Origin of the sequence: Burkholderia sp. AU15512, assembly GCF_002223325.1 — a bacterium.
Lineage (GTDB): Bacteria > Pseudomonadota > Gammaproteobacteria > Burkholderiales > Burkholderiaceae > Burkholderia.
Genome location: NZ_NKEX01000001.1, coordinates 32,928 through 54,573, shown reverse-complemented (window position 1 = coordinate 54,573; position 21,646 = coordinate 32,928). Strand labels below are relative to the sequence as shown.

20 protein-coding genes are annotated in these 21,646 nt (G+C 68.1%); 14 read left to right on the top strand and 6 right to left on the bottom strand.

Annotated elements, in window-relative coordinates:
- Window positions 1–369: 369 nt before the first annotated feature.
- Window positions 370–2,316, bottom strand: coding sequence for a bifunctional tRNA (5-methylaminomethyl-2-thiouridine)(34)-methyltransferase MnmD/FAD-dependent 5-carboxymethylaminomethyl-2-thiouridine(34) oxidoreductase MnmC (gene mnmC, locus CFB43_RS00275; RefSeq protein ID WP_089493801.1), 1,947 nt, complete (start codon window positions 2,314–2,316; stop codon window positions 370–372).
- Window positions 2,317–2,704: 388 nt separating this feature from the next.
- Here mnmC and CFB43_RS00270 point away from each other — a divergent pair, with 388 nt between their 5' ends.
- A complete protein-coding gene (locus CFB43_RS00270; protein WP_006401505.1) occupies window positions 2,705–2,983 on the top strand; it encodes an HU family DNA-binding protein in 279 nt (92 codons plus the stop codon).
- Between the two features lie 118 nt (window positions 2,984–3,101).
- Here the strand turns inward: CFB43_RS00270 and CFB43_RS00265 are convergent, their stop codons facing one another.
- Together CFB43_RS00265 and CFB43_RS00260 are read right to left on the bottom strand one after the other, a co-directional pair.
- Window positions 3,102–4,415: a GTP-binding protein gene (locus CFB43_RS00265; RefSeq protein ID WP_089493800.1), complete on the bottom strand. Its 1,314-nt coding sequence runs from the start codon at window positions 4,413–4,415 to the stop codon at window positions 3,102–3,104.
- A gap of 159 nt (window positions 4,416–4,574) precedes the next feature.
- Window positions 4,575–5,024, bottom strand: a complete 450-nt coding sequence (locus CFB43_RS00260) for a lytic transglycosylase domain-containing protein (RefSeq protein ID WP_089483164.1) — start codon at window positions 5,022–5,024, stop codon at window positions 4,575–4,577.
- 366 nt (window positions 5,025–5,390) lie between these two features.
- On the opposite strand from CFB43_RS00260, the gene gspD reads away from it, so the two are divergent.
- The 3 genes from gspD to gspF are packed head-to-tail and all read left to right on the top strand — an operon-like array spanning window position 5,391 to window position 10,451.
- Window positions 5,391–7,733 (top strand): type II secretion system secretin GspD, encoded by a 2,343-nt coding sequence (gspD, locus tag CFB43_RS00255; RefSeq protein ID WP_089493799.1) that lies wholly within the window; start codon window positions 5,391–5,393, stop codon window positions 7,731–7,733.
- A complete protein-coding gene (gene gspE, locus CFB43_RS00250; RefSeq protein WP_089438895.1) occupies window positions 7,730–9,229 on the top strand; it encodes a type II secretion system ATPase GspE in 1,500 nt (499 codons plus the stop codon). The genes gspD and gspE overlap by 4 nt, the downstream gene beginning before the upstream one ends.
- Window positions 9,230–9,233: 4 nt before the next feature.
- Window positions 9,234–10,451, top strand: a complete 1,218-nt coding sequence (gene gspF / locus CFB43_RS00245) for a type II secretion system inner membrane protein GspF (protein ID WP_039351519.1) — start codon at window positions 9,234–9,236, stop codon at window positions 10,449–10,451.
- A gap of 35 nt (window positions 10,452–10,486) precedes the next feature.
- Here the strand turns inward: gspF and CFB43_RS00240 are convergent, their stop codons facing one another.
- Window positions 10,487–10,897 carry a type II secretion system protein N gene (locus CFB43_RS00240; RefSeq protein ID WP_039351532.1) on the bottom strand — a complete coding sequence of 137 codons (411 nt, stop codon included), beginning with the start codon at window positions 10,895–10,897 and terminating at the stop codon, window positions 10,487–10,489.
- 174 nt (window positions 10,898–11,071) lie between these two features.
- Between CFB43_RS00240 and gspG the strand changes: the two genes are divergently transcribed.
- From gspG to CFB43_RS00200, 8 genes are read left to right on the top strand one after another with little or no spacing between them, the layout of a single operon-like run.
- Entirely contained in the window at window positions 11,072–11,524 is a 453-nt protein-coding gene (gspG, locus tag CFB43_RS00235; RefSeq protein ID WP_011350483.1) for a type II secretion system major pseudopilin GspG, read from the top strand.
- Between the two features lie 38 nt (window positions 11,525–11,562).
- Complete coding sequence (locus CFB43_RS00230) at window positions 11,563–12,132, top strand: GspH/FimT family pseudopilin (protein ID WP_089493798.1); 570 nt, start codon at window positions 11,563–11,565, stop codon at window positions 12,130–12,132.
- On the top strand, window positions 12,129–12,536 hold the full coding sequence (gene gspI / locus CFB43_RS00225) for a type II secretion system minor pseudopilin GspI (protein ID WP_081436557.1): 408 nt from the start codon (window positions 12,129–12,131) through the stop codon (window positions 12,534–12,536). Before CFB43_RS00230 ends, gspI begins: the two co-directional genes overlap by 4 nt.
- Before the next feature lie 7 nt (window positions 12,537–12,543).
- Complete coding sequence (locus tag CFB43_RS00220) at window positions 12,544–13,203, top strand: PulJ/GspJ family protein (RefSeq protein WP_039351910.1); 660 nt, start codon at window positions 12,544–12,546, stop codon at window positions 13,201–13,203.
- A gap of 2 nt (window positions 13,204–13,205) precedes the next feature.
- The gene (gene gspK / locus CFB43_RS00215) at window positions 13,206–14,345 is read left to right on the top strand and encodes a type II secretion system minor pseudopilin GspK (protein WP_256989887.1); all 1,140 of its coding nucleotides are present in this window, start codon (window positions 13,206–13,208) and stop codon (window positions 14,343–14,345) included.
- A 26-nt stretch (window positions 14,346–14,371) separates the two neighbouring features.
- Complete coding sequence (gene gspL / locus CFB43_RS00210) at window positions 14,372–15,733, top strand: type II secretion system protein GspL (protein ID WP_089493796.1); 1,362 nt, start codon at window positions 14,372–14,374, stop codon at window positions 15,731–15,733.
- Window positions 15,730–16,236, top strand: a complete 507-nt coding sequence (gene gspM, locus CFB43_RS00205; RefSeq protein WP_089493936.1) for a type II secretion system protein GspM — start codon at window positions 15,730–15,732, stop codon at window positions 16,234–16,236. Before gspL ends, gspM begins: the two co-directional genes overlap by 4 nt.
- A 32-nt stretch (window positions 16,237–16,268) precedes the next feature.
- Window positions 16,269–17,057, top strand: a complete 789-nt coding sequence (locus tag CFB43_RS00200) for a type II secretion system protein N (protein WP_089493795.1) — start codon at window positions 16,269–16,271, stop codon at window positions 17,055–17,057.
- A gap of 22 nt (window positions 17,058–17,079) precedes the next feature.
- Here CFB43_RS00200 and CFB43_RS00195 read toward each other — a convergent pair whose 3' ends face one another.
- On the bottom strand, window positions 17,080–18,651 hold the full coding sequence (locus tag CFB43_RS00195; protein ID WP_089493794.1) for an efflux transporter outer membrane subunit: 1,572 nt from the start codon (window positions 18,649–18,651) through the stop codon (window positions 17,080–17,082).
- 297 nt (window positions 18,652–18,948) lie between these two features.
- Window positions 18,949–19,233 (bottom strand): multidrug ABC transporter ATPase, encoded by a 285-nt coding sequence (locus CFB43_RS00190; RefSeq protein WP_089493935.1) that lies wholly within the window; start codon window positions 19,231–19,233, stop codon window positions 18,949–18,951.
- Window positions 19,234–19,407: 174 nt separating this feature from the next.
- Here CFB43_RS00190 and CFB43_RS00185 point away from each other — a divergent pair, with 174 nt between their 5' ends.
- A complete protein-coding gene (locus tag CFB43_RS00185; RefSeq protein WP_089493793.1) occupies window positions 19,408–19,899 on the top strand; it encodes a MarR family winged helix-turn-helix transcriptional regulator in 492 nt (163 codons plus the stop codon).
- A gap of 177 nt (window positions 19,900–20,076) precedes the next feature.
- Window positions 20,077–21,636, top strand: a complete 1,560-nt coding sequence (locus tag CFB43_RS00180) for a DHA2 family efflux MFS transporter permease subunit (protein WP_089471857.1) — start codon at window positions 20,077–20,079, stop codon at window positions 21,634–21,636.
- Window positions 21,637–21,646: the final 10 nt, after the last annotated feature.

The window sequence follows — 21,646 nt, the reverse complement described above, 5'->3', positions numbered from 1 at the left end:
TTTTTCGGTCTGGAACCCATTGAATCGACTCGCGGCGCTGTGCGGCACCACAGGTCTTTGGTTTCAAAGGTTTACTTGTATATATACGTAGTAGAAGTTAACAAAGGGCGCGCAGTTCTGTGGATAACTTCGATTTACGTCGATAGATCAAGGTGTTGCAGAGCCCATAACCCGTTGCACAGGCTGTTCGTGCACAGAGGTTTGAGTTGAGCAACTTTTGGGCCGCCTCACAGCTGTGCCGAGTTGCCCAGTTTACGTCCACTGTGATTGCACACGAAGTGCGCGCGGATTTCGCGCGGTTATCCACAGCGTCGAGTGGATAACCTTGCGCGAAAAAATCGGGAAGCTGTGAGCGGCTCGGCTGAGCGGTCAGCCGGCCTGGCCGACGCGGCGCGCGCGCAATGCGCGGATCAGGAAGCGTGCGGGGTCGACGGCATCGGCAAGTTCGCGTTCGAGCGGCCAAGGCTCGCCTTCGAGTTGCGAGGCGATCAGTTCCGCGCCGAGCGCCGCCCATACGAGGCCGCGCGAGCCGAAGCCGAATGCGCCGTAGAGTCCGGGCATGCGCGGCAGGTCGCGCGCCTGCGCACCGCTCAGCGCGCGGGCATTGGCGATGGCGCCTGCTTCGTCCGCGAGCGGGCCGAGCAGCGGCAGGCGGTCGCCGACGACCCAGCGGAACGCAACGCGGCCGCGCAGTGTGTCGGGATCCGGCAGGTCGCCGATCAGGCCCGGTAGCAGATGCCGTACGCGCTCGATGTTTTCGAGGTGGCCGGCCGCGCGCATCGCGGGATCGACGTCGTCGGGTTCGAACGTGGCGCCGATCAGCAGCGTGCCGTCGTCGAGCGGCACCGCGTAACCGTCGCCGATCGTCGGGCACGGCAGCGGTGCCGTGCTGCCCGCCGGCAGCAACGTGAGCTGGCCGCGCACCGGCTGCAGCGCGACATGCTGCAGCCCGGCGAGACGCGCGGCATCGCCGGCATTCGCGAGCACGACGACGGGCGCTTCTGCCAGCGTGTTGCCCGCATCGTCGAGTGCATGCCATGCGTCGCCCCGCCGTTCGAGCTTGGCAACGCGGGTGGACGCGAGCAAGCGCACGCGCTCGCCGGCCGCCGCATATTGGGCCGCGCACAGGCCGGCCGGCCAGACGGCGCCGCCGTGCGGGAACAGCAGGCCGCCCTGCGCGACCGGCAGCTTCAGATGCGCGCGCGCGGCCTCGACGTCGAGCAGCGAGACATAGTCGGACGGCGCACTGAACGCATCGAATGCCTCGCGCATCCGTTCGAAGTCGCCGGCCGATTCGGCGAGATGGATCATCCCGTGCGTGCTGCGCGCGAATGCATGGCCTGCGCGTTCGAGTGCCTGCCAGCGTGCGATCGCGTGCAGGAAGCCGCCGCGCGTGAGCCGGCTCGCGACGTTGTCGTCACGTGTCATCAGCGGATGGAATACACCGGCCGGATTGCCCGACGCGTCGCTCGCGATCCGGTCATGTCGCTCGATCAGCGTGACTTCCCAGCCGCGCGCGGCCAGGCGTTCGACGACCGCGCAGCCCGCCAGCCCCGCGCCGATCACGATCGCGTGGCGCGTCGCTACGGGCAGTGCGAGCGGCGGCTCGTGCCGGCGCGCGCGCCAGCGCGGCGCATATTCGCCGACGAGCAGATCGTCGACTTCGCGATACGTGAAACCCGATTTGTCGAGCGCGTGTTTCAACGCGTCCGAACGCGCATGCGCTGCAAAGGTGGCGTGTTCGCCGGCGATTTTCGAGAGCGCGCGAACCACGTCGGCCGATGGGAGATCCGCGTCGTTCGATGATGCGAAGCGGTCGAGACAGAACGCGTCGGCGCGCGCGACGATCTTCCCCAACATGTCGATCGCATCGCCGAATGCCAGCGTGAGCACCACGCGCCCTTCGTCGAATTCGAGCCGATGAAGGCCCGGCACGCGCATCGGCCACGCGTCGGCAAGGGCATCGACATCCGCCGATATGGTTGTGTCCGCAACGATATGCGAAGCGGCGCGGCGCAGGTCGTCGCGCGAGAACGGATGCGGTTCGACTGCGACGAAATGCAGCCGCTCGCAGCGCGCGGGATCGTCGCGCCAGGCGGCCCAGGCCGCGAGAAAGCTGCCGCCCGCGCCGAATCCGGTCGCCACGATCGTGAACGTGCGGCGGCCCTGCCAGCGCGCCGGCAGCCCGTTGCCCGCGACGAACACGCGATGCGCGAGCGCGCCGGACGCGCCGCGATGGAGCTCGCCGAACTCGGGCGAGACGAGCGTGCCGTCGTCGCGGCGCGCGAGCGTGGCGGGAACAAGTCGGTCGGTCATGCGAAACAAAAAACGTGGCAGCCAAGCCTGGCAAGGGATTGCGCGGGGCCGTCCGACCGGTCGTTGGAAAAAGCCAACGGCGCGGCGCACGGGCGGACCGCGCTGCGTATCCTGTCCGGTTGGCGCTGGTCAAAAAACGGGCAGTCGATGATTCATTCGGCGAAATACCGATGAAAATCTTTGAAACCCTTGTCGTTATTGGGTTTGCGCTGCGCTATCATAGCAACGCCGTACCGCGGGGTGGCCACCGGCTCACCGGAGGGCGCGTCGCGCGGGCCAGGATTCGGCGCTGTGTCGTCGGAGTCTGACTCTCGACGGCACGGTTCGCGCACGTATAATCGGCGCGTTCGCGCTGTTCGTGTCAACCTAACCTGATAAAGGAACCTTAATGAACAAACAGGAACTGATCGACGCCGTCGCCGCCCAAACGGGCGCCAGCAAGGCTCAAACCGGCGAAACGCTGGACACGCTGCTCGAAGTCATCAAGAAGGCCGTGTCGAAGGGTGATGCGGTTCAGCTGATCGGCTTCGGCAGCTTCGGTTCGGGCAAGCGCGCAGCACGTACGGGCCGCAACCCGAAGACCGGCGAAACCATCAAGATCCCGGCAGCCAAGACGGTCAAGTTCACGGCTGGCAAGGCGTTCAAGGACGCCGTCAACAAGCGTTAAACCAGCGCCTGTTCCAAGAAAAACCCGCCTTTCGGCGGGTTTTTTGTTGGGCGCGCGCGGCATTTTCGCCACAGTCCGCGCCCCTCTTGCAAGATTTAACGGTTGTTTTTACAACGCGTTACGCGTGCACGATCTGCGTGTCGCCGTGATCGTCGTCGTCGTGCGAATCGACATCCCACGCCGGGAACGGATCGTCGAACGCGTGCCATCCGGCAGCGCCGAGCGCGAATTCCGCATCGGTCAGCAGGCACGCATCGAGCTTCGCGCGCCAGGCATCCGCGTCGAGCGCGATGCCGATCAGCACGAGTTCCTGCCGGCGATCGCCCACCGCGCGATCGTCGATGTCGCCGTGCCATTCGGCGCGGATTTCACCGAGCAGCTCGTCGTCGTCCGGCCATTCCGCGCGATCCTGCGCCGCCCACCAAAGCCCCGCCGGGCCATGCCGGCATACGCCGCCCGCCTGCGACAGCGAACCCGCGATGTCGTTGCGCGTCGCGAGCCAGAAGAAGCCCTTGCTGCGCAGCACGCCCGGCCACTCCTGATGCAGCAGCGCCCAGAGTCGCGCCGGATGAAACGGCCGGCGCGCGCGGTAGACAAAATTGCCGATCCCGAATTCGTCGGCTTCGCCGTGCACGTGCGCATGATGTTCGTCATGGCAGTCGGGGTCGTCGCAATGCGTGTGATCGTGATCGAGCGACGCGAGCCAGCCCGGTGCGTTCGCGGCCTCGTCGAAATCGAAGCGGCCCGTGTTCAGCACTTCGTCGAGCGGCACGTTGCCGAACGTCGACACGACCTGGTGCGCGCGCGGGTTGAGTCGCGCGAGGATGTGCTGCAGGCGGGCAAGGTCGTCCGCGGCGACGAGGTCGGCCTTGTTGATCACCAGCACGTCGCAGAATTCGATCTGCTCGATCAGCAGCTCGACGAGCGTGCGGTCGTCCTCTTCCGATGCGGCGATGCCGCGCGTCGCGAGCGCATCGTCCGAGCCGTAGTCGCGCAGGAAGTTGTACGCGTCGACCACGGTGACGAGCGTGTCGAGCCGCGCGATGGTCGACAGCGACGTGCCGTCATCGTCGACGAACGTGAAGGTTTCGGCGATCGGCATCGGCTCCGCGATGCCGGTCGATTCGATCATGATCGCGTCGAAGCGCCCTTCGGACGCAAGCGTGCGGATCTCGACGAGCAGGTCGTCGCGCAGCGTGCAGCAGATGCACCCGTTCGACATCTCGACGAGGCGTTCCTCGACGTGCGACAGCGCCTGCGCGTCGCGCACGAGCGACGCATCGATGTTGACCGCCGCGAGATCGTTGACGATCACGGCGACTTTCAGGCCCGCGCGATTCGCGAGGATGTGATTGAGCAGCGTGGTCTTGCCGGCGCCGAGGAAGCCGGACAGCACGGTGACGGGCAACGGCTGGTTCATTGCCGGATTCATAGCGATATGCACCAACGGAAAAATTGAAAAAGCGGCCGCGACGCCCTTCCGGGGCGCGATCGGCCCGCGGACGGGCGAAATTGCGGCGTGAGATCCGCATTGTGCATCAAACGCGCGCCCGCCGGCCGGTACGGCGTCAGGCCGCGCTGCGGCGCGGCGTCACTGCACGGGCGGCAGCAGCTTCCACTGCGTCAGGATGCCCGCGATCTGCCGTGCATACTTGTCGCGCAGCGACGGGGTTTCCGAATGATAGGCGCCGACCGCCTGCCACGTGTTGCCGTAACGGTTCATCTTCTGCTTGAGATGCCACGCGGCAATGTAGACGTTCTTGCACGGCTCCATCAGTGTGTCGCGGCCGATTCCATAGCGCGACAGCGTCGGCAGGTGGATCGAATTGATCTGCATCAGGCCGTAGTCGACCGAGCCGTTCGTGTTCTTGTTCAGCGCGCCGGGCCGGTTGCGCGACTCCTGCCACGCGATCGCACGCAGGATCAGCGGATTGACCTGCTGATATTTAGCGGCCTCGTCGAAACAGTCCGCGCGAGCGTTCGCGCTGGCGAAACATCCGCCGGCGGCGATCAACACGATCGAAACGAACCGTCTGTTCATGGTGCGAAATCGACAAGAAAATGCGTGAAGGTCGGGAAAACCCGTGCCTGTTATTCGTGCGACGAGAATCGTGCCGCCCGTATCATACCGACAGTCCGTCAGCTTGCGACAGTCAGGAATACGGCCGCCCGGTTATACCGCATTTCCGTGTCGGTTCATCGTGAAACGGAAGCGATGGCCGCATGCCGAGAATAATGCCGAATCTTACAGATTGCATACGGTTCGCCGGACACATGTCGTATGTGAGACAGTCCTCGGATCAATGTGATATTTCGGACATGAAAAACTGCTAATGTCGCCTCTTTCGGACTTGGATCCCAGCACTACCGCCGGAAGTGGCCTGAGCCGGCATCGACCCATTCATCCATGACAAGAAATCGCTTCGTTATGCGGCGTGTCGCCACGACTCTGCTCGTCGCCGGCATCATCGTCTCCCAGGCCGCCTACGCTCAGGTCACGCTCAATTTCGTGAATGCGGATATCGACCAGGTCGCCAAGGCGATCGGCGCCGCAACCGGCAAGACCATCATCGTCGACCCTCGTGTGAAGGGGCAGCTCAACCTCGTGGCCGAACGGCCGGTGCCGGAAGACCAGGCGCTGAAGACGCTGCAGTCGGCGCTGCGCATGCAGGGCTTCGCACTCGTGCAGGATCACGGCGTGCTGAAGGTCGTGCCCGAGGCCGACGCGAAACTGCAGGGCGTGCCGACCTACGTCGGCAATGCGCCGCAGGCGCGCGGCGACCAGGTGATCACGCAGGTGTTCGAGCTGCACAACGAATCGGCGAACAACCTGCTGCCCGTGCTGCGGCCGCTGATCTCGCCGAACAACACGGTCACCGCCTACCCGGCGAACAACACGATCGTCGTGACCGACTACGCGGACAACGTGCGGCGCATCGCGCAGATCATCGCCGGCGTGGACAGCGCCGCGGGCGCGCAGGTGCAGGTCGTTGCGCTGCGCAACGCGAACGCGATCGACCTCGCCCAGCAGTTGCAGAAAATGCTCGACCCCGGCGCGATCGGCAACAGCGACGCGACGCTGAAGGTGTCGGTCACGGCCGACCCGCGCACCAACTCGCTGCTGCTGCGCGCGTCGAGCGCGTCGCGCCTCGCGGCCGCGAAGCGGCTCGTGCAGCAGCTCGATGCGCCGAGCGCGGTGCCCGGCAACATGCACGTCGTGCCGCTGCGCAACGCCGATGCGGTGAAGCTCGCGAAGACGCTGCGCGGGATGCTCGGCAAGGGCAGCGGCAGCGACAGCGGCTCGTCGGCGTCGTCCAACGATGCGAACAGCTTCAACCAGAACGGCGGCTCGTCATCGAGCGGCAACTTCTCGACCGGTACCTCCGGCACCCCGCCGCTGCCGTCGGGCGGCCTCGGCGGCTCGTCTTCGTCGTCATCGTACGGCGGCACGTCCAGCAGCGGCGGGCTCGGCAGTGGCGGCCTGCTCGGCGGCGACAAGGACAAGGGCGACGACAACCAGCCCGGCGGGATGATCCAGGCCGATGCGGCAACCAACTCGCTGATCATCACCGCGTCGGATCCGGTTTACCGGAACCTGCGCTCGGTGATCGACCAGCTCGACGCGCGGCGCGCGCAGGTCTATATCGAGGCGCTGATCGTCGAGCTGAACTCGACGACGCAGGGCAACCTCGGCATCCAGTGGCAGGTGGCGAGCGGCCAGTTTCTCGGCGGCACGAACCTGAACCCCGGGCTGGGCCTGGGCAACAGCATCATCAACCTGACGGCGGGCGGCGTGACCAACGCCGCCGGCGGCATCACCGGTGGCGGGCTGGCCAACAATCTCGGGGCGCTGAGCCAGGGGCTCAACATCGGCTGGCTGCACAACATGTTCGGCGTGCAGGGGCTCGGTGCACTGCTGCAGTATTTCGCGGGCGTAAGCGACGCGAACGTGCTGTCGACACCGAACCTGATCACGCTCGACAACGAGGAAGCGAAGATCGTCGTCGGCCAGAACGTGCCGATCGCGACCGGTTCGTATTCGAACCTGACGAGCGGCAATACGAACAACGCGTTCAATACCTACGATCGCCGCGACGTCGGCCTGACGCTGCACGTGAAGCCGCAGATCACCGACGGCGGGATCCTCAAGCTGCAGCTCTACACCGAGGATTCGGCGGTCGTCGCGGGGACCACGAGCGCGCAGACCGGCCCGACCTTCACGAAGCGCTCGATCCAGTCGACGATCCTGGCGGACAACGGCGAGATCATCGTGCTCGGCGGCCTGATGCAGGACAACTACCAGGTGTCGAACAGCAAGGTGCCGCTGCTCGGCGACATCCCGTGGATCGGCCAGCTGTTCCGTTCCGAATCGAAGGTGCGCGCGAAAACCAACCTGATGGTGTTCCTGCGCCCGGTGATCATCTCCGATCGCAGTACCGCGCAGGAAGTCACGTCCAACCGCTACGACTACATCCAGGGCGTGACGGGGGCGTACAAGTCGGACAACAACGTGATCCGCGACAAGGACGATCCGGTCGTCCCGCCGATGCCGATCGGCCCGAGCCAGGGCGGCACGGCCGCGGGCAACCTGTTCGATCTCGACAAGATGCGTCGCCAGCAGCTGCAGCGCCAGGTGGCGCCGGTGCCGGCCCAGCCGTTGCCGGAAGCGACGCCCGCGCAGCCGCAGAGCGTGCCGCAGCAAGCCGTGCCGCAACAGCCGTTGACGGCCACGCCGGGAGCGTCGCAGTGAGCGACGTGCACGCCTCTTCCACCCACGACGGCGCGCCGGGCGAACGGCAGCCGCCGTCGCCGCTCGCCGCGCGACTGTTGCCGTACGGCTTCGCGAAGAGCGGCCAGGTGCTGATCGCGCATCAGCTCGACGACACGCTCGAGGTGTGGATCAGCGAACGTACGAGTGACGCCGCGCTCGCGGAAATCGCGCGCAACTTCGGCTCGATCGCCGTGCATCGCGTGCCGGCCGACGAGCTCGCGCAGGCGATCAACCATGCGTACGCACGCCAGGACGGCAGCGCCGCGCAGGTGGTCGGCGAAGTCGAGGGCGAAGTCGACCTGTCGCGGCTGATGCAGGACATCCCCGAAGTCGAGGATCTGCTCGAATCGGAAGACGACGCGCCGATCATCCGGATGATCAACGCGCTGCTCACGCAAGCGGCACGCGAACAGGCGTCGGACATCCACATCGAGCCGTTCGAGAACGCGTCGGTCGTGCGCTTTCGCGTCGACGGCACGCTGCGCGACGTCGTGCGGCCGAAGAAGGCGCTGCACGGCGCGCTGATCTCGCGGATCAAGATCATGGCGCAGCTCGATATCGCCGAGAAGCGCCTGCCGCAGGACGGCCGCATCACGCTGCGCGTCGGCGGGCGGCCGGTCGACGTGCGGGTATCGACGCTGCCGACCGGGCACGGCGAGCGCGCGGTGCTGCGTCTGCTGGAAAAGGATGCGCAGCGGCTGAACCTCGAGGCGCTCGGGATGGGCCGCGACACGCTCGTGCAGTTCGACAAGCTGATCGCGCGCCCGCACGGCATCGTGCTCGTCACGGGCCCGACGGGTTCGGGCAAGACGACCACGCTGTATGCGTCGATGTCGCGGCTCGAAACCGCGACGACGAACATCATGACCGTCGAGGACCCGATCGAATACGACCTCGGCGGCATCGGCCAGACGCAGGTGAACGAGCGGATCGGGATGACCTTTGCCCGTGCGCTGCGCTCGATCCTGCGCCAGGATCCGGACGTGATCATGATCGGCGAAATCCGCGACCTCGAAACCGCGCAGATCGCGGTGCAGGCGTCGCTGACGGGCCACCTCGTGCTCGCGACGCTGCACACGAACGATGCGGCCTCGGCCGTCACGCGCCTGACCGACATGGGCGTCGAGCCCTACCTGCTCGCGTCGTCGCTGCTCGGTGTGCTCGCGCAGCGGCTGGTGCGGCAGCTCTGCCCCGTCTGCAAGGAAGAGCGCCAGGAAGAAGGCCGCACCGTGTGGCATCCGGTCGGCTGCGACAAGTGCGGGCATTCGGGGTATTCGGGCCGGCGCGGGGTATACGAACTGCTGCTGGTCGACGAGTCGATCCGCTCGCTGATCCACCGCAACGCGGCCGATGCAGAGATCCTCGCCGCGGGCCGGGCGGAAGGGATGCGCACGCTGCGCGACGACGCCGAGCGCTGGCTCGCGTCGGGCGCGACGTCGCTCGAGGAAGTGCTGCGCGTGACGGGAGGCGCATAGCGCGATGCCGGCATTCCGTTTCGAAGCAATCGATTCGGCGGGACGCGCGCAGAAAGGCGTCATCGATGCCGACAGCGCACGCGCCGCGCGCGGGCAGCTGCGTACGCAGGGGCTCACGCCGCTCGTCGTCGAGCCGGCCGCCAGCGCGACGCGCGGGGCGCGGTCGCAGCGGCTCGCGTTCGGCCGCAAGCTGTCGCAGCGCGAACAGGCGATCCTCACGCGCCAGCTCGCGAGCCTGCTGATCGCCGGGCTGCCGCTCGACGAGGCGCTCGGCGTGCTGACCGAGCAGGCCGAGCGCGACTACATCCGCGAACTGATGGCCGCGATCCGCGCCGAAGTGCTCGGCGGCCATTCGCTCGCGAATGCGCTGGGCCAGCATCCGCGCGACTTTCCGGAAATCTATCGTGCGCTCGTCGCCGCGGGCGAGCACACCGGCAAGCTCGGCATCGTGCTGTCGCGCCTGGCCGACTACATCGAGCAGAGCAACGCGCTGAAGCAGAAGATCCTGCTGGCGTTCACGTATCCGGGGATCGTCACGCTGATCGCATTCGGCATCGTCACGTTCCTGCTGAGCTACGTCGTGCCGCAGGTCGTCAACGTGTTCGCGAGCACGAAGCAGCAGCTGCCCGTGCTGACGATCGTGATGATGGCACTGTCGGATTTCGTGCGGCACTGGTGGTGGGCGATCCTGATCGCGGTCGTGCTGATCGTGTGGTTCGTGAAGTCGACACTGTCGCGCGACGGGCCGCGCCTCGCGTTCGACCGCTGGGTGCTCACCGCACCGCTCGCGGGCAAGCTCGTGCGCGGCTACAACACGGTGCGCTTCGCGAGCACGCTCGGCATTCTCACCGCGGCGGGCGTGCCGATCCTGCGCGCGTTGCAGGCGGCCGGCGAGACGCTGTCGAACCGCGCGATGCGCGCGAACATCGACGACGCGATCGTGCGCGTGCGCGAAGGCTCCGCGCTGTCGCGCGCGCTGAACAACGTGAAGACGTTTCCGCCAGTGCTCGTGCACCTGATCCGTTCCGGTGAAGCGACGGGTGACGTGACGACGATGCTGGATCGCGCGGCCGAAGGCGAAGCGCGCGAGCTCGAGCGTCGCACGATGTTCCTGACGAGCCTGCTCGAGCCGCTGTTGATCCTGGCGATGGGGGGCATCGTGCTCGTGATCGTGCTGGCCGTGATGCTGCCGATCATCGAACTGAACAACATGGTGCAATGACGGCCTGACCGCGGGTCGGGCCGTCGCCTTCGGCTTCAGCGCACGTAGATCGCCGGAGACGGCGTGTTGGCGGGCAGCTGGACTTCGGTGCGGGCGCCGTTGCGCTCGACGATGATCGAGCGGGGGCGGACTTCGGCGAGCTTCGCGCCCGACGTGACGTCCGCGCCGAGCGACACGGCACGCGGCGGTTCGCCACCGACACCGATGATCGCGGCACCGCCGTGGTCGAGCGCGAGGATGCCGAACAGGTGGATGTCCTGCACGGCATTCTTGTCGAGCTGACCGCCGAAGAGCGCCGCGGCGTCCTCGGTGCGGATCGGCAGCCGCGCGGCGGCGGCGGGCAGCGGCGCTTCGCGGGCGGACAGCGTGACGACCCAGTAGGTGGCCGTCGCGCACAAACCCGCGAAGAGGGCTAGAGAGAGGATCCGGATCGAGAGCGCGTTCATGCGCGCTATTGTACGGATGTATATGAAATTTGCGTTGGGTGAAAGCCCTCGGCAATGCGCGCCTTACAATGCGTGCTCCGCGCCCGCGGGTTCGGAAGGTTGCCGTCAGGCAATCGTCCGGTGCGCGGGTGCGTCACCCGACCAACGACATTTTTTGGAAAGAGGTAGTCAGTCATGCAAACGTGGATCACTCGCCGCAACGCGGCCGTGCGTCGCCAGCGCGGTTTCACGCTGATCGAGATCATGGTGGTGGTCGCGATCCTCGGGATCCTGGCGGCGCTCATCGTGCCGAAGATCATGAGCCGCCCGGACGAGGCACGCCGCATCGCCGCGAAGCAGGACATCGGCACGATCATGCAGGCGCTCAAGCTGTACCGTCTCGACAACGGCCGCTACCCGACCCAGGATCAGGGCCTGAACGCGCTGATCCAGAAGCCGTCCACCGATCCGATCCCGAACAACTGGAAGGACGGCGGCTATCTCGAGCGCCTGCCGAACGATCCGTGGGGTAACGGCTACAAGTACCTGAACCCGGGCGTGCACGGCGAGATCGACGTGTTCAGCTACGGCGCCGACGGCAAGGAAGGCGGCGAAGGCAACGACACCGACATCGGTTCGTGGCAATAAGCGCTCACTGACCGGCCCGACGCTTCGTTCCCGTCTTCATGCTCGCCACTCGCACGACCTTCCGCTGCGGCCGCGATTGCCGTGTGCGTCGCGGCGCGGCTTCGTCCGCGCCGGTGCGTGCCGACGGCGGGCAAGCGAAGCACGGCGCGCGGCGTCATCGCGCGCGCGGCTTCACGCTGCTCGAAATGCTGGTCGTGCTCGTGATCGCGGGGCTGCTCGTGTCGCTCGCGTCGCTGTCGCTCACGCGCAATCCGCGCACCGACCTGCGCGAGGAAGCGCAGCGCATCGCGCTGCTGTTCGAGACGGCCGGCGACGAAGCGCAGGTGCGTGCCCGGCCGATCGCATGGCAGCCGACCGCACACGGCTTCCGTTTCGACGTGAGCTCGCCCGACGGCTGGCGCACGCTGCGCGACGACCTGCTGCGCCCACGCGACTGGGACGGTGGCGTCACGGGCGCCGACATCGACTATCCGGGGTCCGACACGCATGCGAATCGCGTCGTGTTCGGCACCGAGAGCATCGACACGCCCGTGCGCGTGACGCTGCATTCGGCCGCCGGCAGCGCGACGATCGTCGGCACCGGCAACGGCCGCTACGAGGTGCAATGACGATGCGTCGTCGCCTGCCCTCTTCCGTTTCTTCATCGCGCGGTTTCACGATGATCGAGGTGCTGGTCGCACTCGCGATCATCGCGGTCGCACTCGCCGCGTCGATCCGCGCGGTCGGCACGATGGCGAACAATGCCTCCGACCTTCATCGCCGCCTGCTCGCCGGCTGGAGCGCCGACAACGCGCTCGCGCAGATGCGGCTCACGCACGCGTGGCCGGAGATCGGCGAACAGAGTTTCGACTGCTCGCAAGGCAACGTGCAGCTCGTCTGCACGCAGCGCGTGAGCACCACGCCCAACCCGGTGTTCCGGCGCGTGCGGATTTCGGTGAGCATGCCCGGGCACACCGGCGTGCTCGCGCAAATGGTGACGGTGGTCGCAAATGAAACCAGCCGTCCGCTCTGACGCGCCGATGCGACGCCCGCTCGCCCGCCCCGCCCGCGGCTTCACGCTGATCGAGCTGATGATCGCGATCGCGATCCTCGCGGTGGTCGCGATCCTCGCATGGCGCGGGCTCGACCAGATCATGCGCGGTCGCGACAAGGTCGCGGCCGCGATGGAAGACGAGCGCGTGTTCGCGCAGATGTTCGACCAGATGCGCATCGACGCGCGGCTCGCCGCGACCGACGACGAAGCCGGCCAGCCGGCGATCGGCGTGGCCGGCAATACGCTGCAGATCGTCCGCGAACTCGAGGTGCCGGGCGTCGCGCCGCGGCTGCAGGTGGTGCGCTACCGGATCGCCGGCGGGCGCGTCGTGCGCTATGCATCGCCGCCGATCGACGACGCGAACCGGCTGCGCAACATGCTGAAGGACAGCAGCGTCGAAGGCTGGAGCTGGGTCGCGCTGATGGGCGGCGTCGGCGCGATCGACGCGAAGCTGTACGTGCCGCGCGTGGGCTGGACCACCAACCTGCAGACGGCCAACGACGCGCTCGCGCAGAACAACGATGCGCTCAAGGTGCCGCAGATCGGCAACGCGCCGCCTGCGCGCGCGGTGACGGGGCTGCAGGTCAGCATCGGCGCGACGTCGCTGCGCGTGCCGGTCACGCGCATCTTCCTCGTCGGGGAATGACGATGCGCGCGCGCGCTCCCCGCTCATTGCTTGCCACCCGTGCTGCCGGTCATGCACGGGCACGGACACGCGGCCGCCAGCGCGGCGCGGCGATCATCACCGCGCTGCTGGTCGTCGCGCTGTCGGCGATCCTCGTCTCGGGGATGCTGTGGCGCCAGCAGGTGCAGATCCGCCGGATCGAGAACCAGCGCGTGATCGCGCAGGCGCAGTGGGTCGCGCGCGGCGCGCTCGACTGGACGCGGATGATCCTGCGTTCCGAAGGCGACACGGCGCCCGGCATCACGTATCTCGGCGGCATCTGGGGCGTGCCGATCGCGAAGACGAAACTGTCGGACTTCCTCGGCCGGATCGGTGCGCCCAACGACACCGGCGGCGAAGACACCTATCTCTCCGGCTCGATCGAGGACGCGCAGGCGAAGTTCAACCTGCGCAACCTCGTGGCATCGCCGGCGCCCGGCGTGCTGCAGTTGAACGTGACGCAGGTCCAGGCGTTCCAGCGCCTGCTGACGACGCTCGGCTACGACGGCGCGTTCGCGAAGCGCATCGCGCTGCAGGTGCGCGCGAGCCTGCTGAATTCGGCGACGCGTTTCCAGATGCCGACGCTGCCGGGCGGCGGCACGGCGCCGCCGGTCACCGCGCCGGTGACGACCGATCAGCAAGGCGGCGGCGGCTTCACCGACGATCCCGGCATGACGGGCGGCGATCGCGGGCCCGCTCCGCTGATGATGACGGGCGTCGACAGCCTGCTCGACGTCGACGGCGTGACGCCCGAGATGGTCGCGCGGTTGCGCCCGTTCGTCACCGTGCTGCCGACCACGACGCCCGTGAACATGAACACGGCGCCGGCCGAGGTGATCGCGGCGCTGATGCCGGGGATGAGCGTGTCGTCCGCGCAGGCGCTCGTGTCGCGCCGCGAGACCGTGTTTTTCCGCAACGTCGGCGACGTGCAGCTCGCGCTGCGCGGCGCCGGTGCGCCGCCGAACGTGACGCCCGACTCGAGCGTCATCGACGTCAATTCGAGCTATTTCATCGTGCATGGCCGGATCCAGCATGACCGGGCGGAGGTTGATCGCACCTCGCTCGTGTATCGTGATCCGACCACGCACTCGACACGGGTCGTGCGCATCCGCGACCAGCTATAACGACGCCAATCGGGAGAGGAGCTCTTGTGAGCACGTTGATTGTTTCTTTGCCGCCGCGCGAGCCTGCCGTGCCGTTGCAGGAATGGCAGTGGCCCGAGCTGCCGTTCACGCTCGTCGACAAGGCCGGCCACGTGCAGCGCGCCGGCCGCGCCGCGCTTGCGTTGCTGCCGCGCGCGAATGCGACCGTGCTGATCGTCGCCGCGCGCGACGTGCTGCTGCTGGCCGCGACCGTGCCGCCGCTGAAGGGACCGAAGCTGCGCCAGGCGCTGCCCAACATCGTCGAGGATCAGCTGATCCAGGATCCGCTCGGCTGCCATATCGCGCTCGATCCGGACGCGCTGCCCGATGGGCGCCGCGTGCTGGCCGTCGTCGATCGCGCGTGGTTCCGCACGATCTGCGACGCGTTCACGGCGGCCGGCCATCGACACCTGAGCGCGGTGCCCGCGACCCGCTGCCTGCCGGCGCCGCACGTCACCGCCGCGCCGGCCGACAGCGAAGTCGATGCCGCCGCGGTTGCCGCAGACGCCGTCGAGGCGCCGCCCGCTCGTCCGGCGACGGTGGCCGCGGTGCTCGGCCTCGCGGCATCGGTCGAACCGGTACTCGTCGAAGCCGGCGCGCTGCCGGCTGCAGCCGGTGCGCCGCGCCTCGAACTCGCGGTCGCGCGCGGTGCGCTCGGCGAAGGCTTCGCGGCGCCCGCGTCGCGTGCGGCCGGCACGCTGGCCGCGCTTGCGGGCGGCGGCGACGTCGAACTGTACGAACTCGGCGAACCGGGCGCGGAGCCGCGGCTCGCATCGGTCGGCCGCACCGACGGCGGCACGCTGCTGCCGGGCGCCGCGCCGCTGTCGTTCGACGCGTTCGCGCGGCGCGCGCTCACCGAGAAGTTCGACCTGTGCCAGTTCGAATTCGAATCGCAGCCGTGGCGCTTCGACCGCGCGACGGTGAAGCGCCTGCGCGTGCCGCTCGCGCTCGTCGCGGCGACGCTCGGCGTGGCGGTGATCGGGATGAACCTGCACTGGTGGAAGCTGTCGCGCGAGCGCGATGCGCTGTCCGCGCAGATCACCGAGACGCTGCTGTCCGCCTTCCCGAAGACGACGACGGTGCTCGATCCGCCCGCGCAGATGCAGCGCCAGCTCGACCAGTTGCGTCTTGCGGCCGGCGAGCTGTCGCCGAACGATTTCCTCGCGCTGGCGAGCGGGCTGTCGCGTTCGATGGGCGCGCTGCCGCTGAACGGCATCGCGTCGCTCGACTATCACGACCGGAAGCTCGACGTCGGCTTCAAGCCCGAGGTCAAGGTCGATCCCGATTTCACGCAGCGCCTCGCGCGTAACGGACTGTCCGGCGAAGTCGACAGCAACACGGGCAAATGGACGATCCGGAGCCGCTCATGAAGACGGAACAACTGAACCAGACGCTGGCCCAGTTCTGGGGCGAGCGCTCACAACGCGAAAAGATGCTGCTCGGCTGGGGCGGCGCCGTGCTGGCGGTCGCGATCGCGTATTCGGTGCTGTGGTCGCCCGCGCAGGAAGGCCGCGCGCGGATCCAGCGCGAGCTGCCGACGATGCGCCGCGAGCTGGCGCAGATGACCGCGAAGGCGAACGAGGCGAAGTCGCTGACGGCCGCCGCACAGGGCGTGGCACCGACCGGCCTCGCGCTGAAGGACGCGCTGACCGCGTCGCTGTCCGATCACGGGCTGCAGGGCGCGCAGGTGCAGATCGTCGGCAACGGCGTGCAGATCCAGATGAAGAACGTGTCGTTCCCGGCGTGGACGCAGTGGCTCGACGACGCGCGCCGGCAGTTCAAGGTGCAGGTCGGCGAGGCGCATGCCACCGCGCTGAAAGACGATGGTCAGGTCGACCTGACGGCCGTGATGCAACCGTCTACGCAGAAATGACGCAGTTGGACGACGCAAGTGGCGGTCGGCCGATGAGGCCGGGGATCAAGCGGCTCGCCACCGTATTGCCGTGGGTACTGGCGGGCGGCCTGGCGACGGCGTTGACGCTCGTCGCACTCGCGCCGGCCGCATGGATCGCGCCGCAGTTCGCGCGCGCGACCGGCGGGCACGTGAATCTCGTCGATCCCGACGGGTCGCTGTGGCACGGTTCGGGCACGCTGATGCTCGCGCCGGGGGCCGACCAGAGCGCGGCGACGCTGCTGCCCGGCCGGGTCGAATGGACCACGCGCTTCTGGCCGCTGCTGACCGGGCGCGTGCAGATGCGCATGCGGCAGACCGAGGCGATGCCCGACGCGGTCACGCTCGATGCGACGTGGCGCGGCGCGGTGCTGTCGGCGGGTACGATGGCCGTGCCCGCGTCGCTGCTCGCGGGGCTCGGCACGCCGTTCAACACGCTCGACCTGCAGGGCGACGTGCGGCTCGGCTGGAGCGACTGGCGCCTGATCGGCAACAACGCGTTCGGCCAGCTGACGGTGACGATCGACTCGATGAGTTCGCGCGTCTCGCGCGTGAAGCCGCTCGGTTCGTACCGTGCGGTGCTGCAGGCGAAGGGGGCCGGCGCCGATCTCGACCTGTCGACGACGCAGGGCCCGCTGTTCCTCGACGGCCACGGCACCTTTGGCCCGGGCCAGGGCTCGTTCCGCGGCACCGCGCACTCGGCGCCCGAGCAGCAGGCGAACCTCGCGGGGCTGCTGAACCTGCTCGGCCACCCGATCGGCAACAACGAGGTGTCGCTGATCTTCGGCGACGCGCAGCGCTGACGCGCGCGTCGCCCTTTCCTTCCTACTTCTGCGCGAGCGGCGCGGCGACCGCCGGTGCGGTGGCCGCGGGCGCGGCCGCACCGGACGCCGGCAAAGGTGCAGGCGCCGCCACGTCGCCGTTCTCGCGGGCCATCTCCGCGACGTTCCAGCCGCCGCCGAGCGCCTTCACGAGCCCGACCGACGACGTCATCCGCTGCCCGGCGATCGTCGCGAGCTTCTGCTGCGCGGTGAACGCGGTGGTCTGCGCGGTCAGCACGTTCAGGTAGGCGACCGTGCCGGCCTTGTACTGGTTCGTGACGATCGCGAGCGAATGCTCGGCGCTGTCGACCGCCTGCCGCTGCACGTCGATTTCCTGCGCGAGGATGCGCTGCGACGCGAGGTTGTCCTCGACGTCCTGGAACGCGGTGAGCACCGCGAGGCGGTACGCGGCGACGTCCTGGTCGTAGGTCGCGCGCGCGGCGTCGGTCTGCGCGGCGCGCAGCCCGGCGTCGAACAGCGTGGCCGCGAGCTGCGGGCCGACCGTCCAGAAGCGCGCCGGCAGCGTGAACAGCTGCGACCACACCGAACTCTGGAAGCCGCCGGTGGCCGACAGCGTGAGCGTCGGGAAGAACGCGGCGATCGCGACGCCGATCTGTTCGTTCGCCGCCGCCGCACGGCGCTCGGCCGCGGCGATGTCGGGCCGGCGCTCGAGGATCGCGGACGGCACGTCGACCGGCGTGATCGGCGGCTCGGCCGTGAGCGGATTCGGCGGCAGCGAGAAAGTCGACGCCGGTTCGCCGATCAGCGTCGCGATCGCATGCTCGTACTGCGCACGGGCCACGCCGTTGTCGATCGATGCGGCCTGCGCGCTCTGCAGCTGCGTTTGCGCCTGGATCACGTCCGCACGTGCGGCAACGCCCTGCGCGTACTGGTTCTGCGTGAGCTTCAACGACTGTTCGTACGACTTCACGGTGTCGTCGAGCAGCTTCTGCAGCGCATCGGACGTGCGCAGCTGGAAATAGGTTTGCGCGAGCAGTGCCTGCTGCGACAGCCGCGCGTTCGCGAGATCGGCCGCGGCGGCCGCTTCGCCGGCGCGCTGCGCGCTGACGGTGCGACTCACCTTGCCCCACAGGTCCGGTTCCCAGCTCGCGTCGAGGCCGACGCTGTAGCTGTTGTTGATCGAGCCGGACGAACCGCTGCCGAAGCTCGACGACGAACCCGACGACACCGACGTGCGCGGCGTGCGGGCGCGCGAGCCCGACGCGGTCAGCCCGACGGTCGGGAAATACGCGGCACGCGCCTCGGTGACGAGCGCGCGCGCCTGCCGGTACGCGGCCGCCGATTGCGCGATGGTCTGGTTCGACGCGTTGAGCCTGCCGATCAGCGCATCGAGCTGCGGATCGTTGTAGACCGTCCACCACGCGCCGCGGTCGGTGCGGTCGGCGGGCTGCGCGACCTTCCATCCGGCCGGCGCTTCCTTGTAGGCGGCGGGGATCGACGTGTCGGGCCGGTGATAGTCGGGCCCGACGGCGCAGCCGGCGAGCAGCACGGCCGTCGCGACGGCGACGGCGGCGCTCAGCGGGCGAGGGGCGCGCGGGAGGGAGGCGTACGGCATGGTGGTTTTCCTGTCTGGGCGCGATGGCCGGCGAGCGGCGTCGCGCGATGCGGTCGTCGTGCCGCTGGCGGACAAATGGTAACTGACGGCGGGAAAGCTGCGCAGCCCCAAGGGTACGGTGCGCGGGGACAGGAATGTGTTACCGGCGCGAGCGGCCGGTTTACCGGCCATTACGGCCAGCTGACGGGAAGACGGGGCGACGCCGGCCGTGCGGGGCGCGGCCGGCGTTCAGCCGGAGCAGCCAGGAAGGCGGGAGACGCGCGCGGTCAGCGGTCAGTGGCAGCGCGCGGTCAGCGGTCAGTGGCAGCGCGCGGGCAGCGGGAGCGGTTCGGCGGCGGACCGCCATGTCGACGGCTCCGTCGCGGCCGGCTGGCCCGCGCGGCGAGCGCCGTCTTTCACGTTGCGCTGCCGGCGATGATCGAACCATGCGAACCCGAGCGCCGCGAGCGAGCCGCCCGGGACCACCAGCATCGTCACGTACAGCGCGATCTTCCAGCCGCGGTGCGGCCCGGAAAACGCATGATGAGCGGTATCGGTCAGGTTGCGGCGCAGCGCGCCGGCGGCATTTTTCAGGAACAGCATCGCGAACATCCTCGGGGTGCCCGCAGCGCGGGCGCGTCGGTCAGAACATAGTCTCCGGCAGTGCAACATGCACGTCGTAACTGATTGCCTCAAATAATATTGACTATGCAATCAATTTTCAAGATACTGGGCGCGTTTAAATCCGAAACGCACTATTGCTGCGTGCGCAATCGCATGACCGGCGGCCTCTACGATCCCGAGAACATCGCGCTGGAAACGAGCCTCGGCTATTACCTGTCGAAGGCGAAGCAGGCGCTCGTCGAGCGGATGGACCGTGCGCTCGAGCCGCTCGACCTCACCGCGCAGCAGATCGGCGTGATCCTGCTGCTGTCGCGCGGCTATGCGCGCACGCCGTTCGAGCTGTCCCGCAAGATGTCGTACGACAGCGGGTCGATGACGCGGATGCTCGACCGCCTCGAACGCAAGGGGCTGGTCGCCCGCTCGCGCAGCGAGCAGGATCGCCGGATGATCGAGCTGACGTTGACCGAACGCGGCGCCGACGCCGCGCGTGCGCTGCCGTCGCTGATCGCGAACGCGCTGAACGCGCAACTCGACGGTTTCTCGGCCGACGAGCTCGTGACGCTCACCGGCCTGTTGCAGCGCTTCATCGCCAACGGGCCCGGTTCGACCGGTTGCCCGAACCCCGACGAAGAAGCGGACGGCTGAGGCGCGCGGAGGTCCCATGTCTAGGTTAAGCACTCGCTTATTTCTCTGTCTGGGCAGAAGATGACAAGGCACGCGCTCCCCTTTTCCCTTTATCCGTTCCACCCGGCCGGGTTGCGCTGCGGCGCACACCCGTGCGTTGCGCCGGCGCGTCGCGCGCGCCGCGTCTAGGAGATTCCGATGTCCGCCACCACGGCATCCGCCGCCCCCGCCGCCGAACCCGCGCCGTTGTCCGGCGGTGCGCTCGCGCTGCTCACCGTCGGGCTCGCGCTCGGCACCTTCATGGAAGTGCTCGACACGTCGATCGCGAACGTCGCGGTGCCGACCATTTCCGGCAGCCTCGGCGTCGCGACGAGCGAAGGCACCTGGGTGATCTCGTCGTACTCGGTGGCGTCCGCGATCGCGGTGCCGCTCACCGGCTGGCTCGCGCGGCGGGTCGGCGAGGTGCGGCTGTTCACGCTGTCGGTGCTCGCGTTCACCGTCGCATCGGCGCTGTGCGGCCTCGCGACCAACTTCGAGACGCTGATCGCGTTCCGGCTGCTGCAGGGCCTCGTGTCGGGGCCGATGGTGCCGCTGTCGCAGACGATCCTGATGCGCAGCTACCCGCCCGCGAAGCGCGGGCTCGCGCTCGGGCTATGGGCGATGACGGTGATCGTCGCACCGATCTTCGGCCCGTTGCTGGGCGGCTGGATCAGCGACAACTACACATGGCCGTGGATCTTCTACATCAACCTGCCGATCGGCATCTTCTCGGCGACCTGCGCGTATTTCCTGCTGCGCGGGCGCGAGACGAAGACGTCGAAGCAGCGGATCGACGCGATCGGCCTTGCACTGCTCGTGATCGGCGTGTCGTGCCTGCAGATGATGCTCGACCTCGGCAAGGACCGCGACTGGTTCAACTCGACGTTCATCGTCGCGCTGGCGCTGATCGCGGTCGTGTCGCTCGCGTTCATGCTCGTGTGGGAGGCGACCGAGAAGGAGCCGGTGGTCGACCTGTCGCTCTTCAAGGACCGCAACTTCGCGCTCGGCGCGATGATCATCTCGTTCGGCTTCATGGCGTTCTTCGGCTCGGTCGTGATCTTCCCGCTGTGGCTGCAGACGGTGATGGGCTACACGGCCGGCAAGGCCGGCCTCGCGACCGCGCCGGTCGGGCTGCTCGCGCTCGTGCTGTCGCCGCTGATCGGCCGCAACATGCACCGGCTCGACCTGCGGATGGTCGCGAGCTTCGCGTTCATCGTGTTCGCCGGCGTGTCGATCTGGAACTCGACGTTTACGCTAGACGTGCCGTTCAACCACGTGATCCTGCCGCGGCTCGTGCAGGGGATCGGCGTCGCGTGCTTCTTCGTGCCGATGACGACGATCACGCTGTCGAGCATCTCCGACGACCGGCTCGCGAGCGCGTCGGGGCTGTCGAACTTCCTGCGCACGCTGTCCGGCGCGATCGGCACCGCGGCGAGCTCGACGTTCTGGGAAAACGACGCGATCTACCACCACGCGCGGCTGTCGGAATCGGTGAGCGTGTATGCGCAGAACACGACCGACTACCAGGGCGCGCTGTCGCAGCTCGGCATCGTCGGCCAGACGGCCAATGCGCAGCTCAACCAGCTCGTCACGCAGCAGGGCTTCATGATGGCGACCAACGACTTCTTCCTGCTGTCGGCGTTCATGTTCGGCGCGCTCGCGGCGCTCGTGTGGGTCACGAAGCCGAGGAAGGGCGCGGGGCCGGCGATGGGGCATTGACCGCGCGGCG

Excerpts from the sequence above, each read along its gene's own strand:
- mnmC (WP_089493801.1), bottom strand. The coding sequence starts at position 2,316 with ATGACCGACCGACTTGTTCCCGCCACGCTCGCGCGCCGCGACGACGGC.
- CFB43_RS00265 (WP_089493800.1), bottom strand. The coding sequence starts at position 4,415 with ATGAATCCGGCAATGAACCAGCCGTTGCCCGTCACCGTGCTGTCCGGC.
- CFB43_RS00200 (WP_089493795.1), top strand. The coding sequence starts at position 16,269 with ATGAGGCCGGGGATCAAGCGGCTCGCCACCGTATTGCCGTGGGTACTG.
- CFB43_RS00180 (WP_089471857.1), top strand. The coding sequence starts at position 20,077 with ATGTCCGCCACCACGGCATCCGCCGCCCCCGCCGCCGAACCCGCGCCG.
- gspM (WP_089493936.1), top strand. The coding sequence starts at position 15,730 with ATGAAGACGGAACAACTGAACCAGACGCTGGCCCAGTTCTGGGGCGAG.
- CFB43_RS00260 (WP_089483164.1), bottom strand. The coding sequence starts at position 5,024 with ATGAACAGACGGTTCGTTTCGATCGTGTTGATCGCCGCCGGCGGATGT.
- gspK (WP_256989887.1), top strand. The coding sequence starts at position 13,206 with ATGCGCGCGCGCGCTCCCCGCTCATTGCTTGCCACCCGTGCTGCCGGT.
- gspD (WP_089493799.1), top strand. The coding sequence starts at position 5,391 with ATGACAAGAAATCGCTTCGTTATGCGGCGTGTCGCCACGACTCTGCTC.
- CFB43_RS00270 (WP_006401505.1), top strand. The coding sequence starts at position 2,705 with ATGAACAAACAGGAACTGATCGACGCCGTCGCCGCCCAAACGGGCGCC.
- CFB43_RS00240 (WP_039351532.1), bottom strand. The coding sequence starts at position 10,897 with ATGAACGCGCTCTCGATCCGGATCCTCTCTCTAGCCCTCTTCGCGGGT.
- CFB43_RS00220 (WP_039351910.1), top strand. The coding sequence starts at position 12,544 with ATGCGACGCCCGCTCGCCCGCCCCGCCCGCGGCTTCACGCTGATCGAG.
- gspI (WP_081436557.1), top strand. The coding sequence starts at position 12,129 with ATGACGATGCGTCGTCGCCTGCCCTCTTCCGTTTCTTCATCGCGCGGT.
- gspG (WP_011350483.1), top strand. The coding sequence starts at position 11,072 with ATGCAAACGTGGATCACTCGCCGCAACGCGGCCGTGCGTCGCCAGCGC.
- CFB43_RS00230 (WP_089493798.1), top strand. The coding sequence starts at position 11,563 with ATGCTCGCCACTCGCACGACCTTCCGCTGCGGCCGCGATTGCCGTGTG.
- CFB43_RS00185 (WP_089493793.1), top strand. The coding sequence starts at position 19,408 with ATGACCGGCGGCCTCTACGATCCCGAGAACATCGCGCTGGAAACGAGC.
- CFB43_RS00195 (WP_089493794.1), bottom strand. The coding sequence starts at position 18,651 with ATGCCGTACGCCTCCCTCCCGCGCGCCCCTCGCCCGCTGAGCGCCGCC.
- gspF (WP_039351519.1), top strand. The coding sequence starts at position 9,234 with ATGCCGGCATTCCGTTTCGAAGCAATCGATTCGGCGGGACGCGCGCAG.
- CFB43_RS00190 (WP_089493935.1), bottom strand. The coding sequence starts at position 19,233 with ATGCTGTTCCTGAAAAATGCCGCCGGCGCGCTGCGCCGCAACCTGACC.